17 protein-coding genes are annotated in these 16,615 nt (G+C 58.4%); 5 read left to right on the top strand and 12 right to left on the bottom strand.

What is annotated here, in order from left to right; genetic code table 11:
• Positions 1 to 31: 31 nt before the first annotated feature.
• From ruvB to pdxT, 5 genes are all read right to left on the bottom strand, one after another.
• Entirely contained in the window at positions 32 to 1,081 is a 1,050-nt protein-coding gene (gene ruvB / locus AUR04nite_RS00855; RefSeq protein ID WP_246055253.1) for a Holliday junction branch migration DNA helicase RuvB, read from the bottom strand.
• A gap of 9 nt (positions 1,082 to 1,090) precedes the next feature.
• Positions 1,091 to 1,708 (bottom strand): Holliday junction branch migration protein RuvA, encoded by a 618-nt coding sequence (gene ruvA, locus AUR04nite_RS00850; protein WP_141360988.1) that lies wholly within the window; start codon positions 1,706 to 1,708, stop codon positions 1,091 to 1,093.
• 85 nt (positions 1,709 to 1,793) lie between these two features.
• Positions 1,794 to 2,393 (bottom strand): crossover junction endodeoxyribonuclease RuvC, encoded by a 600-nt coding sequence (gene ruvC, locus AUR04nite_RS00845; protein ID WP_141360986.1) that lies wholly within the window; start codon positions 2,391 to 2,393, stop codon positions 1,794 to 1,796.
• Between the two features lie 4 nt (positions 2,394 to 2,397).
• On the bottom strand, positions 2,398 to 3,156 hold the full coding sequence (locus tag AUR04nite_RS00840; protein ID WP_141360984.1) for a YebC/PmpR family DNA-binding transcriptional regulator: 759 nt from the start codon (positions 3,154 to 3,156) through the stop codon (positions 2,398 to 2,400).
• A 3-nt stretch (positions 3,157 to 3,159) separates the two neighbouring features.
• A complete protein-coding gene (gene pdxT, locus AUR04nite_RS00835) occupies positions 3,160 to 3,771 on the bottom strand; it encodes a pyridoxal 5'-phosphate synthase glutaminase subunit PdxT (protein ID WP_174787844.1) in 612 nt (203 codons plus the stop codon).
• A 379-nt stretch (positions 3,772 to 4,150) separates the two neighbouring features.
• Here pdxT and AUR04nite_RS00830 point away from each other — a divergent pair, with 379 nt between their 5' ends.
• Both AUR04nite_RS00830 and AUR04nite_RS00825 read left to right on the top strand, forming a co-directional pair.
• A complete protein-coding gene (locus AUR04nite_RS00830; protein ID WP_141360980.1) occupies positions 4,151 to 4,804 on the top strand; it encodes a DUF6318 family protein in 654 nt (217 codons plus the stop codon).
• A gap of 38 nt (positions 4,805 to 4,842) precedes the next feature.
• Positions 4,843 to 5,697: a hypothetical protein gene (locus AUR04nite_RS00825; RefSeq protein ID WP_141360978.1), complete on the top strand. Its 855-nt coding sequence runs from the start codon at positions 4,843 to 4,845 to the stop codon at positions 5,695 to 5,697.
• A gap of 21 nt (positions 5,698 to 5,718) precedes the next feature.
• Here the strand turns inward: AUR04nite_RS00825 and AUR04nite_RS00820 are convergent, their stop codons facing one another.
• Positions 5,719 to 6,927 carry a CapA family protein gene (locus AUR04nite_RS00820; protein ID WP_246055251.1) on the bottom strand — a complete coding sequence of 403 codons (1,209 nt, stop codon included), beginning with the start codon at positions 6,925 to 6,927 and terminating at the stop codon, positions 5,719 to 5,721.
• A gap of 96 nt (positions 6,928 to 7,023) precedes the next feature.
• Here AUR04nite_RS00820 and AUR04nite_RS00815 point away from each other — a divergent pair, with 96 nt between their 5' ends.
• Both AUR04nite_RS00815 and AUR04nite_RS00810 read left to right on the top strand, forming a co-directional pair.
• Complete coding sequence (locus AUR04nite_RS00815) at positions 7,024 to 9,030, top strand: M3 family metallopeptidase (protein WP_141360976.1); 2,007 nt, start codon at positions 7,024 to 7,026, stop codon at positions 9,028 to 9,030.
• Complete coding sequence (locus tag AUR04nite_RS00810) at positions 9,030 to 9,794, top strand: GNAT family N-acetyltransferase (RefSeq protein WP_141360974.1); 765 nt, start codon at positions 9,030 to 9,032, stop codon at positions 9,792 to 9,794. The genes AUR04nite_RS00815 and AUR04nite_RS00810 overlap by 1 nt, the downstream gene beginning before the upstream one ends.
• 60 nt (positions 9,795 to 9,854) lie before the next feature.
• On the opposite strand, the gene AUR04nite_RS00805 is transcribed toward AUR04nite_RS00810, so the two are convergent.
• The 4 genes from AUR04nite_RS00805 to AUR04nite_RS00785 form a co-directional block, all read right to left on the bottom strand.
• On the bottom strand, positions 9,855 to 10,409 hold the full coding sequence (locus tag AUR04nite_RS00805; RefSeq protein WP_141360972.1) for a dihydrofolate reductase family protein: 555 nt from the start codon (positions 10,407 to 10,409) through the stop codon (positions 9,855 to 9,857).
• A gap of 20 nt (positions 10,410 to 10,429) precedes the next feature.
• Positions 10,430 to 11,290 (bottom strand): class II glutamine amidotransferase, encoded by an 861-nt coding sequence (locus tag AUR04nite_RS00800; protein WP_246055249.1) that lies wholly within the window; start codon positions 11,288 to 11,290, stop codon positions 10,430 to 10,432.
• Between the two features lie 762 nt (positions 11,291 to 12,052).
• On the bottom strand, positions 12,053 to 12,952 hold the full coding sequence (gene pdxS, locus AUR04nite_RS00790) for a pyridoxal 5'-phosphate synthase lyase subunit PdxS (protein ID WP_141360969.1): 900 nt from the start codon (positions 12,950 to 12,952) through the stop codon (positions 12,053 to 12,055).
• A 237-nt stretch (positions 12,953 to 13,189) separates the two neighbouring features.
• Positions 13,190 to 13,735: an LppP/LprE family lipoprotein gene (locus AUR04nite_RS00785; RefSeq protein WP_170184028.1), complete on the bottom strand. Its 546-nt coding sequence runs from the start codon at positions 13,733 to 13,735 to the stop codon at positions 13,190 to 13,192.
• Between the two features lies 1 nt (position 13,736).
• Between AUR04nite_RS00785 and AUR04nite_RS17805 the strand changes: the two genes are divergently transcribed.
• Positions 13,737 to 13,886: a hypothetical protein gene (locus AUR04nite_RS17805; protein WP_170184027.1), complete on the top strand. Its 150-nt coding sequence runs from the start codon at positions 13,737 to 13,739 to the stop codon at positions 13,884 to 13,886.
• A 132-nt stretch (positions 13,887 to 14,018) separates the two neighbouring features.
• On the opposite strand, the gene AUR04nite_RS00780 is transcribed toward AUR04nite_RS17805, so the two are convergent.
• Together AUR04nite_RS00780 and AUR04nite_RS00775 are read right to left on the bottom strand one after the other, a co-directional pair.
• On the bottom strand, positions 14,019 to 15,683 hold the full coding sequence (locus tag AUR04nite_RS00780) for an ABC transporter permease (RefSeq protein ID WP_141360965.1): 1,665 nt from the start codon (positions 15,681 to 15,683) through the stop codon (positions 14,019 to 14,021).
• Positions 15,680 to 16,612, bottom strand: a complete 933-nt coding sequence (locus tag AUR04nite_RS00775) for an ABC transporter ATP-binding protein (protein WP_141360963.1) — start codon at positions 16,610 to 16,612, stop codon at positions 15,680 to 15,682. Before AUR04nite_RS00775 ends, AUR04nite_RS00780 begins: the two co-directional genes overlap by 4 nt.
• Positions 16,613 to 16,615 lie beyond the last annotated feature (3 nt).

Genomic DNA, 16,615 nt, shown 5'->3' with positions numbered 1-16,615 from the left:
CTATTTTCGCAAGAAGTGAAGGATTGCTTTCCTAATCCTCATCGTTTTCATAGCTTTGTGCGCTGGCGAAGATCGCATCCTTGGGCATTGCCAGTCCCAGGTGCTGCCAAGCACTGGGCATCGCAATTCGCCCGCGCGGGGTGCGCCCCATCAGTCCTTCGCGAACCAGGTACGGTTCAGCGACGGTTTCGACGGTTTCGGTCTCTTCTCCCACCGCGATGGCGAGGGTTGACAGGCCTACCGGTCCCCCACCGAACTTCAGACAGAGTGCTTCAAGCACCGAACGGTCAAGGCGGTCCAGGCCGCGGGCGTCAACCTCGTACATGTCCAATGCGGCGGCCGCTGACTGGTCGTCGATTTCTTCAAGCTTGTGCACCAAGGCCCAGTCCCGCACACGGCGCAGCAGTCGGTTGGCAATACGCGGGGTGCCCCGCGAGCGTCCCGCGATTTCGGTGAATGCTGCGGAGGTGACGCGCAGGTCCAGCATCATGGCTGAACGCCGCAGCACCAGTTCAAGTTCCTGAACCGTGTAGAACTCCAGGTGGCCGGTGAATCCGAAGCGGTCGCGCAACGGGCCGGGCAGCAGGCCGGCGCGAGTGGTGGCGCCGACGAGTGTAAAGGGCGGCAGATCCAGCGGAATTGCTGTCGCGCCTGCGCCCTTGCCCACGACGATATCCACGCGGAAGTCTTCCATGGCCATGTAGAGCATTTCCTCGGCGGGCCGGGACATGCGGTGGATCTCATCGAGGAAGAGCACCTCGCCCTCGGTCAGCGATGAGAGAATGGCCGCCAGGTCGCCGGCATGCTGGATCGCGGGGCCGGAGGAAATGCGCAGCGGAGCGTTCATCTCCGCTGCGATGATCATCGACAGGGTAGTTTTTCCCAGCCCCGGAGGGCCCGAGAGCAATACGTGGTCGGCGCTGCGTTCGCGGATCTTCGCGGCCTCGAGAACTAGGCCCAGCTGCTGGCGCACACGCGACTGGCCGACGAAGTCATCAAGGTTTCGCGGGCGCAGCGCGGCTTCCAGCGCGCGTTCTTCCGGCTCGCTGCCGGCGTGGGTCAGTTTGGTGGAATCAGACACGGTGCAATCCTATCGGGCGCGATTGGCGCTGGACATGCTGCGCAGGGCCGCACGCAGGATATCCGCGACGTTGCCGGTGGCCACCACATCCGGGTCGGCCTTTTCCAGGGCCTTGAGCGTTGAAGTGGCGTCCTTCTCGCTCCAGCCAAGGCCCGTCAGCGCCTCGATGACCTGAGGCTCCCACACGGACGTCGGGCTGGAGGCGGAGCTGGCACTTGGAGCGCCGGTAGGGACCAGCTTGCCGTTGAGCTCAAGCACGATCCGGCTGGCGCCCTTCGGGCCGATGCCTGAAACTTTGGTGAACGCCGCGGTGTCCTTGGTGTTGGCGGCAATGCGCACCTCTTCGGGGGTGTGCACGGCCAAGATCGCCAGACCGGTACGCGGTCCGATCCCCGAGACGCCGATGAGCACCTCGAAGACGTCCCGCTCGTCGACACTGGCGAATCCGAACAGCGTCATCGAATCTTCACGGACCACCATTGAGGTGTAGACCGTCGCTTCGCGCCCTTCGAAGAGATGCGACAGCGTGGCGGGCGTGGCGTTGACCAGCATGCCGAATCCGTTGACGTTGATGACTGCGGTATTCAGGGACACTGCTTGGACGATGCCGGTCAATGAGCTGATCATGCCACTCCTTGGGAAATATGTTCGATCATGCCCAGTCTATCGAAGATAACTACGAATTTCGATGAACCCTGACCGAGACGCGGCGTTATCGTCGGGCTGCGCGGTGTTTTGCTGAGGCTTCAGCTGCGATCCAGGCCTGTTGCGCTGCGGTGAGCTGTCCTGCTCCCCCAGATGTGGCTGCCGAAGCCGAAGCATTGGATCCTGCCGCGGCTCCTCGCCATGCGTGGGCGATTGCCAGCGCCACCGCGTCGGCGGCGTCTGCTGGCTTTGGCGGCTCATCGAGCCGGCAGATCTTGGCAACCATCTTGCCGATGGCGTTCTTGGTGGCCTGTCCGGAGCCGGTGACCGCCGCCTTCACCTCGGTGGGAGTATGCAATGCCACCGGGATTCCTCGGCGGGCCGCTGCGGTGATGACAATTCCAGTCACCTGGGCGGTGCCGATGACAGTGGAGACGTTGACTTGGGCGAAGACCCGTTCAAGCGCCAGGACATCCGGCTTGTGTTGGTCGAGCCAGGCGTCAATGGCGTTGGCGATGGTCAGCAGCCGCGCATCCAAAGGTGTTCCCGGCGGGGTTCCGGCGACGGTGACGTCGACCAGTGAAACTTGGCGGTTTGCAGCGACGTCGACCACGGCAAGACCACATCGGGTCAGGCCGGGGTCGACGCCCACGACACGAAGGGACAAACCCCTAGTTCTCCCCTTCCAAGGCTGCCATGACCTCTTCGGACAGGTCAGCGTTGGTGTAGACGTTCTGCACGTCGTCCAGTTCTTCCAGCGCGTCGAAGAGCTTGAGGAACTTGCGGGCGCCTTCGACGTCCAGCTCCACCTTCATCGAAGGCAGGAATTCCATTTCATCCGACTCGTAGGCGATCTCGGCTTCGTCCAGCGCGCTAGCTACAGCGCGCAGGTCGGTTGGCTCGCAGACGATGGCAAAGTTATCGCCCTCGTCCAGGATTTCATCTGCACCTGCATCAAGAACGACCATCAGCAGGTCGTCTTCAGTCAGCTCGCCCTTTGGCAGGCGGACAACGCCCTGGCGGTTGAACAGGTAGCTCACCGAACCCGGGTCTGCCACAGAGCCGCCATTGCGGGTGATGCCTACGCGGACCTCGGAAGCGGCGCGATTCTTGTTATCGGTCAAGCACTCGATCAGCAGTGCCGAGCCCTGCGGGCCGCGTGCTTCGTAGATGATTTCGGTGTAGTCGACGACTTCACCGGTCAGGCCGGCGCCGCGCTTGATGGCGCGGTCGATGTTGTTAACAGGCACAGAGTTCTTCTTGGCCTTGCTAACTGCCAGTTCAAGTGCTGGGTTGCCGGAGAGGTCTGCACCGCCTGCGCGTGCTGCGACTTCAATGCCCTTGATGAATTTCGCGAAGGCCTTGGCGCGCTTGGCGTCAATGGCTGCCTTCTTGTGCTTAGTAGTTGCCCATTTGGAGTGGCCTGACATGCTTTAAGCGTCTCCTCGCGTGATATTGATGAAAAATTCGTGGATTGCAGCATTGCCGGAGACTTCCGGGTGAAAGCTGGTTGCCAGCAAATTTCCTTGGCGTACTGCAACAATTCTACCTTGTGCATCGCCCTCTACGCCGGGTACCCTGCTGATCACCTCAACCTGCGGGCCCACTTCAATGGCTTCAGGCGCGCGAATAAAGACTGCTTCAAGGTTCACGCCATTGAAGTCCAAGTGGTTCTCGAAGGAATCAACTTGGCGTCCGAATGCGTTGCGGCGCACCGTCATATCGATGCCGCCGAAGGTCTGCTGGACCGCGCCATCGCGGGCAACTGCCGGATTCTCAAGGCGATCTGCGAGCATGATCATTCCGGCACACGAACCATAGGTTGGCATACCGGCAGCGATGCGCTCCTTGATGGGTTCGGCCAGCCCATAGTTTCGGGAGAGCCGGTCGATGACCGACGACTCGCCGCCGGGGATGATCAGCGCGTCGACACGGGCTAATTCTTCTGGAGTCCTCACTGCTATCGCTACTTTGCCAAGCTCGTTGAGCGAAGCCAAGTGTTCGCGGAAATCCCCCTGTAGGGCTAGGACGCCAAAGAGCGACATTCTTCTACCTTCACTATCGTTGTCAATTGCCTGCGCAGAAGGATTTACATAGTCCATGTCTGCGGCAGGAAGACGCTCTGACTATGCATGAAGCGCCGGAATAACGTTATTCCCGCCAAGAAGTTCAGCGCGGATTTATTACCCGGTGTGTCGCAAACATTTGCTTCAAGGTTCTCGTCAGTAATGACTCGGCCCGTAGGCCAGCTGTCACGTGACTTCAATTTGGGGTCGATCGAATGAAATGCCGTCGTCGGACCTAGAACTCATATAGGACGGCCTGCCACTTATCCACAGATTCCGATAAACCTCTGCCATTAACTAGAAGACGGGCATAGGATGGCGCCAACGACGACATCCCCCACTTTGACGGAGAGTTCAAATGAACACCCGAAAGTTTGTCAATGTTGTACTGGTAGCAGCCTTTTCAATTGCCCTTGCAGGTTGCACTCTAGGATCGAGCGAGTCAGATCCGTCGTCTACAAGCAGCACGACGCCTCCCACAGCTTCATCAGGGATTGCAGCATCATCAGACGGGACTACGAAAACTGAGGATAAGCCAAAATATCGTCCGGCTGATGAAAAGGGCCCTGCGGAGAACGTTCCGTTACCGAAGATGCCAGATGAAGCAAAAAAGAACTCTCCATCCGGTGCTGAAGCTTTCGTAAAGTACTACGTCGATTTAATCAACTACGTGTCCGAAACCAACGACACGAAGGAAATCAAGAAAGTTACATCAAGACACTGCAAAGAGTGTGCCATCTCGATCATCGATCCAGCTGATTATAGTAAGAAGATCAACGAGTGGCAGGTAGGTGGAAAATACAAATTCACCATAATTGATACCTATCAGCCCGAGAAATCAAATGTAATCATAACAACAATTTTCACCTCAACACCATTTAGGACTTACCAGAATCCCAAAGAGGTCATTGGTGAATATTCCAAAGTTTCGCCAACGTATGGAACATTCCAAGTCAGGTTCAATGATGGTTGGAAGGTGACAGAATTTTTAGTTACGGACAATAAGTCATGAGGACGATCCATGCCTTATTTATCGTAGGTCTCATGCTCGTGAACAATGGCACGCAGACCAATGAAGTTATGTTGCAACCAGCTGCAGAAAGCGTATGTTTCCAGAAAAAGAGTTCCGGGCATCGATCGGTTGATATCGCATGGGCGCTATGCAACAAGGACGGAGGTCCAAAAGCCGATTCGTTCTTTATTTCCGACGAAAAAGTTAAACGCACGAATGATCCGAAAAAAGTAAAAATTAGGGACTACGATACCTGTAGGACAGGATTCGAGAAAGTTGCAGGGTGCAACTCGAATCCCGACATCAAGCCTTGCAAGGATCAGTCGCTGCCAATTATTCGGCAGGTCATCAATGCAAAAGATGACTCAGTTCTTCGTTCATTCTCCGTTTGCCCGGAGGATCCGAAAACTGAGCTTCCAAATAATACCAAAGTCGTAGATGTAATCAGAATCACCACTGAGCAATTTAGGTCTTTTCCTCTGAAGGCTTCGCGCGTTAATAGCGACCCTTCAAATTTCTCTCTCAGAAACGGGTTCACGCATTTTTGGGCTTCTTCGAACAAGCAGTACTTTAAAGTAGATATCGCTGAATCGAAAGTTTCCATTCGGGCCATTCCTGTCCAATGGATCTGGAACTATGGTGACGGCACGACCAGACGATTGAACTACCCGGGAGAACCAGCGCCCGAGCACACGTTGCATGATAAAACTGATACCAGTCATGTGTACCAAGAAACCGGCAAATTCCAAGTCGTTGTGACGACCCTCTACCGTGGGGAATTCAGTGTCGACGGAGGTCCTTGGGAACCAATTCCAGGTCAAGCGTCAGTCCCAAGTGAACCGAGTGTGATGGATGTCTGGCGCACAAAGAAAGAACTTATTGCAACCGACTAGATTTAGCATTAGCAGCAAGAGCTATGGAAGTTGCCATGAAGTGAGCCCGTCTTCAAAAGCACCAAAAGCATTGACAGTTTCTTGAGTCCTCTTGAGTGATGCCTTCGCATCTTTTGTAGGCACGCAGGTAGGTTCCGTAGCAACTTCGCACCATTTGACTGGCGCCTTGCTTAGCTGATGAGGAACATACTGCAGCTTTGAAACGGACCATCCCTCATCGCCTTGTTTGAACGTTGCTTTGACGCTGATACCTTCACGATTCAAGATTGTCGGGGTGGCATGTTTCGCCACGGAATTACCGACGCCGTATACGATCCACTTTCCCTCGTACTTTTCAATCGGCAAGACGGAATGGGTGTGGTGCATATAGATGAAGTCAAAGGCGCCTGATGCGGCCAAGGTGCGGCCCAGCTTGCGTTGTGAAGCGGTGGGACGAGTGGAATATTCCGAGCCATTATGCACGGCCGCAACGACGATATCCGCACCAGCATTTCTGGCCTGCTTAGCTCTTTGGATGAGTCGATCCGCGTTGACACCGGTATCAACACGCCAATCAGCATCTGCCTTCATCCCGTTGAGTGAGTAGGTACTGGCGATAATGCCAAGCTTCACCCCGTGGGAGTCAAGAATTGGCGGAGCCTGCTGTTCGGATTTGCTTCGGTAACTTCCCGTGGTGAACAAGTCATTGCTTTGCAGGGCGTCCAGGGTTCGAACAGCCCCTTGCGTACCATCATCCATTGTGTGGTTGGACGCCGTGGTACAGCCGTCATATCCGATCACAGCAAGGTCGTTGGCAATTTGCGCTGGGACCGTAAATATTGGATACCCGGAATACGGAGGCTTGCCAATAGGTGTTTCCATATTGCACAGCGCCACATCGGCATCCTGCACGTAAGGCTTCAAGCCCTTCAGGAGCGGTTGGAAGTCAAAGTCTTTACCGTTGCCACCGGATTTTTGCGCAGCGGCAGCTGCCTCATCTAGCAGCTGCGGGTGCAGCAGAACATCGCCGCTAACCATGAGTGAAAACTCTGAGCTCTGAGCTGACGGGTCAGCAATCGAAGGCTCGGCTGATGCCGACGATTTCGATACTGAAGCTTCCGATGATGCAGGCGTAGTCTTAGACGGCTCAGGATTTGGTGTGTCGGTGGTGCTGCATCCAACGAGAAAAGTCGCAGGCAGAAGTACAGATGCAGCTAAAGCGGTTAGTCGCGGCATGCGGCGATGAGTCATATTCACCAGCCTACAGTCCATCCTCGGCGGTTCGCCCTTGGCGAGAGATTGAAGCAAATGCAAGATAGGTCACGTTGACTATGGGAACCTAGTCACATGTCGAACCCTCTTTTCTCCCCCAGCACCAAGCCTTATCAATGGCCAGCCTTTGACCAGATCACAGCCGAGCACTACCTATCAGCCGCCCGCCAGGGAGCGTCCGACCAGCTGACCGAGATCGAGGTAATCGCCAGCAATGCAGATTCCGCATCATTCGAGAACACCTTCCTGGCTCTAGAAGCTTCAGGACAGTTGCTTCGTCGAGCACTCATGACGTATTTCTCGGTCTTGTCGGCACACGGCACTGAAGATTTGCGTGAAATCCAGAGCGAAATGTCGGCGATCATGACCCGGCAAGAAGACGCAATCTACCTAAATGAAACCTTGTACTCTCGTTTACAAGAGGTTGATACCAGCGGTCTGGAAGGCGAGGATGCACGTCTTGCCGAGCAGACGCTCATCAATTTTGAACTTGCAGGAGCGGCGCTGGACTCCGAGTCCAAGGCAAAGCTTTCCCAGCTCAATGAAGAGCTCTCGGATCTGTCGAGTCAGTTCTCAAACAGGGCACTGGAAAACCAGAATGCCCACGCCGTGTACTTCGAAAACGCAGATGAGCTGGAAGGCCTCGACGAATCTGCCGTGGCCTCTGCCGCCCGTGCAGCTTTGGAAGCGGGGCATGCCTCCGGCTTCCTGTTAACCCTGGTTTCCCCAACGCAGCAGCCGGTGCTGTCCCAATTGGCCCGCAGTGAATCGCGCCGCAAGGTCTATGAAGCTTCCGTCACCCGTGGCTTGGATTCAACCGTAGAGATCGCTGCCAAAATGGCTGCGCTGCGCGCTGAGCGTGCAAAGGTCTTAGGGTACGCGAACCACGCTGAGTCCGTGCTTGCCGATGCCACCGCACCCAATACCCAAGCGGTTGCAGATCGATTAGCTGAGCTGACGAGGCCAGCTGTACGCAATGCACTGGCCGAAGCAGAAACGCTGCGTGAGCTTGCTGGAACCTCTATCAATCCTTGGGATTGGCAGTACTACTCGCAGAAAGTTCTGCAGGAGAAATTCGCGGTGGACTCCGCCGCAGTACGTGAATATTTTGAACTGGACAGCGTACTGATCAACGGCGTTTTTGCTACGGCGACCAAGCTCTACGGAATCACCTTCGAGGAACGCTTCGATTTTCCTACCTACCACCCAGAGGTGCGAGTTTGGGAAGTCTTCGACGCGGATGGCACGGCGATGGCTTTGTTCACCGGCGACTACCTGGCGCGTCCCACCAAGAAGGGAGGCGCATGGATGACTTCGCTGCGCGACGGCGCTTCCTTCTTGAACGAGCGTCCGATCGTGACCAACACGTTGAATATTGCTCCGCCTGCCCCTGGCCAGCCGGTCTTGCTGACCTTGGATGAAACCAACACCGTGTTCCATGAATTCGGGCATGCGCTACATGGCATGTTCGCCAACGGCAAGTATGCATCTCTGGCTGGAACCTCAGTCCCCCGCGACTTCGTCGAATTCCCTTCACAGGTCAATGAAATGTGGGCGCTGCATGAAGACGTCGTCCCTGGCTACGCCAAGCATCACCTGACGGGCGAGCCATTGGATCCCCAGGTGCTCGACAGCATCCGCGATGCCGAGTTGTGGGGTCAGGGATTTGCGACGACCGAATACCTGGCAGCCAGCGTGCTGGACTGGGCTTGGCACACCTTGGACGCGGGGACTCAGATTGATGATCCTGCGGCCTTTGAGCAGCAGGTTCTGGTGCAGTCAGGATTCGATCCTGCGCTGATCGCGCCACGCTACCGCACCGGCTATTTCCAGCACATTTTTGCCAACGGATACTCCGCTGGCTACTACTCTTACATCTGGAGCGAAGTGCTGGACGCCGACACTGTGCAGTGGTTCGCCGAAAATGGGGGCCTCATGCGGGAAAATGGTAATCGGTTCCGCGAGGAGCTGCTCTCGCGCGGAAATACGCGCGATCCTTTGGAGTCCTACAAGATATTCCGCGGCCGCACCGCTGAGGTTGAGCCTCTGCTGCGCCGTCGAGGATTGGTGAACGCAGAATAATGACGACGATTGCCTCCGCACAGGAAGCACTTAGCCACTGGCATCAGGCGCTTGCCGTTGCCACCGGCGGCAAGATCTTTACTACCCATGGCTGCTCGTGGGCCTGGCAGCCGGTGCGCAAGCGGCTAGTCCTGCTCTTCCCCGAGCATGCTGAAGCTGCCGGGCTCAGGCCCGCCTTGGCTGAGGGCATGCGTTTGGGCGCCCGCAGGGTGGAAGCCTGGGTAAACTCGGGCGCGAACGCCTCGGAGCTCAAGGCAGTGGGCTTCAGCGACAACGCCCAAGTATCCTGGCACGCCGGTCCGCTGGCGATTCCGATGGACCGCTGGGATGGAAAGATCCGCTTGGGCAACAATGTGCCGGAGGCCGTCGGCGCCGATGCCGCCGAGCTGGCAGTGACGAATTTGTGGCGCGAAGTGGATACTCCGCTCTCCAGCGGCCACCCTGCGCTGCGCCGGGTGGAACATGCTGTAGCGCGGACGGACGACGGAGACATCGTTGGCCGAGGCTTTGCCCAGCAGGGTTTGGGCGGCCAGTTGATGATCCATGCCCTAGCCGTAGGCCGTGATTACCGCCGCCAGGGAATCGGCACCGCGTTGCTGCACGGATTGTCCCGTTCGATGGTGAACCCGCTGGCTCCCGATGAAGAGGTTGTGCCAGAGCTTCTGGCGGCGGCGACTCCTTCGAGCGCCGAGTTCTTCAGCGCCAACGGCTTGAAGCTGCTGGGTCGCGGACGTCATATGGTGCTTCGCTCCTGGAAGCCATAGACAACTAGACATGTGCGCTGCCGGGGCTGGTCTTTCAGTCCCGGCAGCGCACGTTAAAACTCAGTGTTTGACCCGATAGACCAATCGGGCGAAGGGGCCAGCCTGTTTCGCTTGGATCAATTCCAGTTGCTCGCTACCGATGTTCCGCGGAAGCAGCGCTGCTCCCCCGGCCAGTGCGGCCGGCGCAATGGTCAGGGCCAGAGTATCGAGCGCCCCATGGTCTAAGAACTGGCCAAGAAGTTCCCCGCCGCCCAGGACCCAGATATTTTTATCCCCGGCAGCTTCGCGGATCTGCGGAAGCACCGTTGAGATATCTCCAGAGACGAAACGCACGTCTGCCCCATCGGGAACCGGCAAATCGCGGGTGGTGAACACATAGGTGACGATGCCTGGGTAGAATTCCTGCCATTTTTCCGGGTGCGCCAGCAAGTCTTCATTTTCCAGAAGCCACTGATAGGTATTCGATCCCTCGACGTGGACGCCGACGTTGGCCGGCAGCAAGTCTGGATCAGGCTCAGCCGCTCCTGGAACCTCGAATAGCCAAGCAAGGCTGTGCTTTTCATCGGCCAGATAGCCGTTGATCGTGACCGCCGCATCGAAAATGATCTCTCCCATGAATACAGCCTAATGTGTCCTTAGAGATGTAGGTTGACCGGGGTGAAGACCGGCGGCTCTCCCGTGCGCATGATGCCGATGCTTCCAGTCGGAATTTCGATCCACGTATGCCTGCTCCAATGAAGTTCCAAGGGCTCAGAGACCACTAATTGTGCGTCGCCGGGCAGCGTGTCATTTTCACCGTCGACAGTAGACAGGATTGTAGGCCCGGCAGCATGGTAGAGGCTGGGCGCTTCAGCACCCTCGACATCTGGGCTGACCCAGCGCAAAACCACCAGTTGGTGGCCATCTGACGCACAGATCGTTGCCCTGAATGGAGCATCGATCCGGTGCTCTGTCCTAGAGTGTTCGATCCTGGCTACCATCTTGGATAGTGCCGCGACAGGGTCTTGGGCCAGTCCATAGGTCAAGGCTAGGTAGAAGCAGACTTCGGTGTCGGCATTGCCCAGAATGTTTGGATAGAGGTCTTCGGCTACTTCGAAGGTCAGTTCTCTTTTGATCTTCGCGAAGTCCGGAACAGTTCCATTGTGTTGAAACATCCAGCCTCGATCTACGAAGGGATGGCAGTTCTGCTCAGCGATAGTTCCGCCTGGAGCTGCGCGAACGTGGGCGAGAATGCAGCCAGATTCAATCTGGGCGGCAAGATGGCGCAAATTTTGGCTGTCCCAGGCGGGACCGGTCTGCCGATACTGGCCCAATGTTCCCTTGGTTCCGGCCCACGCCATGCCGAACCCGTCTCCATTGGTAGGGAATGCATGGTGGGCAAATTGCGAAGCCATTGGGTCACGCGGCAGGTAGAGCTCGCGTGCATGCAGGCTTTGGTCAATCAAAGAATGGTTCGGGCGCACCAGAATGTCTGCGATCTCGATCGGAGAACCCAAGTAGGCAAGCCATCTGCACATCATTCCTCTTTACGCCGACCGTATCCGTGCTGTTTGTCCAACATAGGCACAACGACAGACTTCAACAAGTGCGTTGTCCATAAATAATTCGACGCCCACTTGATGGACTGCCGAATACGTTCCGAATAAATTTGAGGCATGCTTGCAACGTCTGAACCCCAAACGCGGATACGTCGTTCCTCTGACCTGAGCAAGCACTCGGCCAAGGTTTTTGCGGAAGCTGAAGAACACCCTGTTACTTAAACCCGCCGAGGTGGCGAAGCCCTGGTTTTGATGTCACAGCGCGAGGCGGAGGGACGCACACTCTTGTTGAAATTCGCGGCGCAGTTGATCACGGTAACACTCGATGATCGCTAGCCGAACGTATGACCAGGACCTATCCTTGGATGCTGGGGTTATCACCCGCCGATCGTGAGTCCTGCGCGGAAGAGCTTGTCGATGCAGCACGCTCATCATTTACAACCAACCAGCCACATCTATCTATCGCAGCGTTGACGTCATGGAAAGAAACCGCTTCAGCTCTTGCGGCAGGCCTTGGCGGTGCCGATCTGGCACTGCACGGATCTGGCTCTGTGTAGATCACCGCACCATCTACCTGGAGCACGTGCACGCTAGCCATCCGAACGAAACGAAGTGACTAGAACAATTCAAGTTCTAGCTGGCTATTTTTGCTAGCGACAGCAATGGCCCCACGCCTCCGAAATCGGTGGCGTGGGGCCAGCTTTGCTTAGAGCCTAGGGCTTACCAGCCGCGCTCTGCCAGGCGGTGAGGCACTGGAACGTCGGTGACGTTGATGCCGACCATGGCTTCGCCCAGACCGCGGGAGATCTTGGCCAGCTCGTCTGGGTTGTCGAAGAAGGTGGTTGCCTTCACGATGGCTTCTGCGCGCTGCACAGGGTTGCCGGACTTGAAGATGCCGGAACCGACGAAGACGCCGTCGGCGCCCAGCTGCATCATCATTGCAGCGTCGGCTGGGGTGGCGATGCCGCCGGCGGTGAACAGTACTACTGGCAGCTTGCCGGTTGCGGCAACTTCCTTGACTAGTTCGTAAGGAGCCTGCAGTTCCTTGGCGGCTACGTACAGCTCGTCTTCTGGAAGTGCGGACAGCTTAGCGATTTCAGCGCGGATCTTGCGCATGTGGCCGGTAGCGTTCGAAACGTCGCCGGTGCCTGCCTCGCCCTTCGAGCGGATCATTGCGGCGCCTTCGTTGATGCGGCGCAGGGCTTCGCCCAGGTTGGTGGCGCCGCAGACGAATGGAACGGTGAATGGCTGCTTGTCGATGTGGTTCTCGTAGTCAGCTGGGGACAGAACCTCGGACTCGTCGATGTAGTCGACGCCCAGGGACTGCAGGATCTGCGCCTCAACGAAGTGGCCGATGCGGGCCTTGGCCATGACTGGGATCGAGACCTCGTTGATGATGCCGTCGATCATGTCTGGGTCGCTCATGCGCGAAACGCCGCCCTGTGCGCGGATGTCTGCAGGAACACGCTCCAGAGCCATCACTGCAACGGCGCCGGCGTCTTCGGCGATGCGGGCCTGCTCAGGAGTGACCACGTCCATGATGACGCCGCCCTTAAGCATTTCGGCCATTCCGCGCTTGACGCGATCCGAACCGACGACGGAGTTCTGGGAGTTAGACATGGGAGAACTGGTTTCCTTTCGACACAGCATAATTGCCGCCATGAACCCCGGCCTACGTTGATGCAGTGCCGGTTGGCGGCGAGGTAGTACTCAATAATCGTAGGATCTGCCTACTTTGTTACCTCATGTGTGTCGTAACATTGTTGCGATAGTGGATTAGTCCTCTAATTGACCAATTCTGCGTAACATTCACTGTAAAGCGTTTTACCTAATCAGATCCGGTAATCACGGCAAATGCTAGTAGTTGTACCCCGGAGGGAAATTCCCCTTGTGAACTACCTTTCCTGCGCCGGAGTCCCAGCTGTAGGTCGACACCGCGCGCCCTGAGGCGTCCGCGTTGCTCTCGGCTCCCCTGTTATACGTATAGGTCACCTTCAAGGTGCTGTCATTGATGCGCTGCACCTTCGGGAAGAAACCAAAAGTCACCCGCGTGGCAACGCCGATGTACTTTCCTTCGTGGAAGAGTGCAATGATGAACGGCGAGGAGCCGGTGGCGCCTTCGATCGGATAGGTGACCCATGAAAGAGCCGCGCAGGGATCGTAGGTGGCAGTGTCCGCGTAGTCGGCATCCCACTCCCAACCCATGACAGTGCCTGAGGAATCCCTGGCTGGCGGCATCTTTCGCGTCAGCACCTCGAAGTCCGAGTCCCCCAGTGCTGTTCCGCAGGCCGGCTCAGCCGAGGTTTTGCTCGGCTTTGAGGTGAGGCTTGGAGTTGCAGCTGGCGCCTGGCTGGATTGGGCTTCCGGTGACTCGGTGGCCTTGACTGTTTCTGTGGCGGTCACTGTGACAGTTGGAGTTGCGCTGGGTTCGGCGGTGGGCTGGCTGCTGCTGCAGGAGCAGAGGCCCAAGGCAATGACTGCGCAGAGTGAAATTCCGGGAAGCGGATATCTCGTTGCCATCGTGTCCTCCATGAACGTCGCATCAATGCTTTAAGTAAACACGCTAGCCCAATAGAAGTCAGCACCGTGCAGCGAAGGATCTGCGCCGTGAACTGCCCACAGCAATGGGGCGGCGAAACTTGCCGGTGTTTCGCCGTCCCACAGCCGTCGTTGAGAACCTGTGAACCTAGTCCGCCAGCACATCACGCCGGCTGAACCGCGCCATGCCGGCTGCAGCAAATACCAGAGAGAGCAACAGCAGAACCGCCAATGGGGTCCAACTGAACTCTTCCGCCGGCACGCGGGGAATGGCGCCAAATGGGGTGGCGCGGATGACGTCGTCCGAGAGCGAGAAGAGCCCGCCGAACATCGCCGCCATCATCGACAAGCCGTACACTGCCCACGTGAGAACCGTGGAGAACCGCGGAACATAGCCGAAGGCCAGCAGCTGTACGCCGAGCATCAGCAGCACCGCCGGCCAGTAGGCCAGGCATGCACCTGCCAACTGGCCGGGATCCGCCGATCCTTGGGAAGACAGTCCGGTGAGATAGCCGGCAAGCAGCAGCATCAGCCCAGAACCCAGCACTGCGACCGCCAGATGCGCACCGAGCCAGGAACTGCGGGACAGCGAACCGGCCAGCTGCTGTTCCAGACGTCCGCTTTCTTCTTCGCTGCGCGCCGCGCCCAGGCACTGGATGGCGAAGGCTCCAGCCAGCAGGGCGTTGAACAGCATGAAGATTCCCAGCACGCCGTCAAGCATGCTGTGTCCGGTGCCGACGAAATTTCGGGCAAAGGGATTGTTCGGATCCAGCAAAGAGCTCATCGACTGGGCCACCGAGCCAAAGAACAGTCCGGAAACCGTGGCGCCGACAAACCAGCCTATTAGCGAGGAGCGCTGCAGTCGCAGGGTTAGCCCCAGCGTTGTGGCGGTGAACTTTCCTGCGGCGGCCGGTCCGCGACGTTCTGGGAGCATGCCGGCGCCGAGGTCACGTGTGCTTTCAAGGCGCAGGGCCAACAGGCATCCAGCGGCGGACAAGGCGAGCAAGGCCAGCAGCGGCCACCAGTTGTCCTCGCCGAAGGCTCGCATGTTCAGCGCCCAGCCGATCGGCGACAGCCAGCTCAGTGCGCTGGGATTCGCGCCGTCGGCCTGCAGGTCGGCTCCGGCGCGGATGAAGTAGAACAGCCCGATCAGCGCCACGCCCAGCGAATTTGCTCCGCGGCTGGTAGAAGCCAGCTGCCCGCAGATAGCCGCTAGGCCGACGAAGGCCAGGCCAGTGCCAGCGATGGAGGCGCCCATGACCCAGCTGCCGTTGCTGGGCAGGTTCACCGACAGGCACAGCAGACTGATCATGAGTCCCGTGACCACGCAGAGCCCAGCTGACACGAGGTAGTTCGCCGCCGAGTAAGCGTGGCGGCCCAAGGCAGTGGAGCGCAGCAACTCGGTACGTCCGGTCTCTTCATCGGCGCGCCCATTGCGCGTAATCAAGAAGACGACGGCAAAGGCCAGGGCGACCGCGAGCGTCATCCAGATCTTGATGACCAGGATGCCGCCCAGCGAGCCGGCGGCATAGGGCAGGCCCGTCATGGCCGCCACTGCCGGGGTGTTCGCCACCTGTGCATAAGCGTCACGATCTGCCTGCGTAGGGAATGCCTGCTGCTGCGAATCAAAGACGATGGGAATCATCGAGGCCAGCACCAGGGCCCAAATGGCCAGCCTCAGCCAATTGCGGCGAAGAATGAACCGGGCCGCGGTGCCGAGGCCGGTGAGCGTTCCGGTACGGCCGGCTGCGGCTGCCGAGGGCAGGGTCTTCTCTGCCAGTACATGCCGTCCATGCGTGGTGCCGGTGCTCATCGCAGTTCGCCTCCCCGGGCAGTGACAGGGGTGCGAGCCTCATCTGAGTAATGGCGCAGGAAAAGGTCCTCCAGCGACGGAGGGGCGCTGACCAGGTTGCGCGGCGCATGGCTGGCCAGGGCGGCCAGCACCGCGGGAAGCTGGGCCGGGTCGACGCTGAAGCTTGCGACGGCGCCGGAGACCTTCAGGTCCTCGATGCCTGCAACAGCGGACAGCTCGTAGGGGTCTGTCGATACTTCTACCGTGATCTGGGTGCGCTGCAGGTGGCGCAGATCGGTCAAGCGGCCCGCCTCAACGGTCTGCCCGTCGCGAATGATGGTCACCGTATCGCACAGCTTCTCCACCTCGGCGAAGATGTGGCTGGAGAGCAGCACGCTGCGCCCCTCGTCGGCGGCCTCGCGGATGCAGGAGGTGAAGACCTGCTCCATCAGCGGGTCCAAACCGGAGGTCGGCTCGTCCAACAGCAGCAATTCGGCGCGGGAGGAGAGCGCCGCGACCAGGGCGACCTTTTGGCGGTTGCCCTTGGAGTAGCTGCGTGCCTTCTTGGAGGGGTCGAGGTCGAAGCGTTCAAGCAGCTGGCTGCGGCGCTGTTCGTCGACCTGGCCATGCAGCTTGGACAGGATGCTGATGGCCTGTCCGCCGGTGAGGTTGGGCCAGAGGTTCACCTCGCCGGGGACGTAGGCGACGCGCCGGTGCAGGGCCACAGCATCGGCCCAGGGGTCGGCGCCGAGCATCCGGGCGTGTCCCCCGTCGGCCTTCAGCAGGCCGAGCAGGATGCGGATGGTGGTGGATTTTCCTGCGCCGTTCGGTCCGAGGAACCCGGCGACTTGGCCGGATTCAACCCGCAGGTCCAAACCCGACAGGGCGGCGGTGCGCCCAAAGTTCTTGTGCAGTCCGCTCACTTCAATGGCCGGAATGGTGGTGGCCATGGC

This window comes from Glutamicibacter uratoxydans (assembly GCF_006539925.1).
Classification (GTDB): Bacteria; Actinomycetota; Actinomycetes; order Actinomycetales; family Micrococcaceae; genus Glutamicibacter; species Glutamicibacter uratoxydans.
The sequence above is the reverse complement of the archived record's forward strand: the minus strand, read 5'-3'. Positions and strand labels throughout refer to the sequence as shown.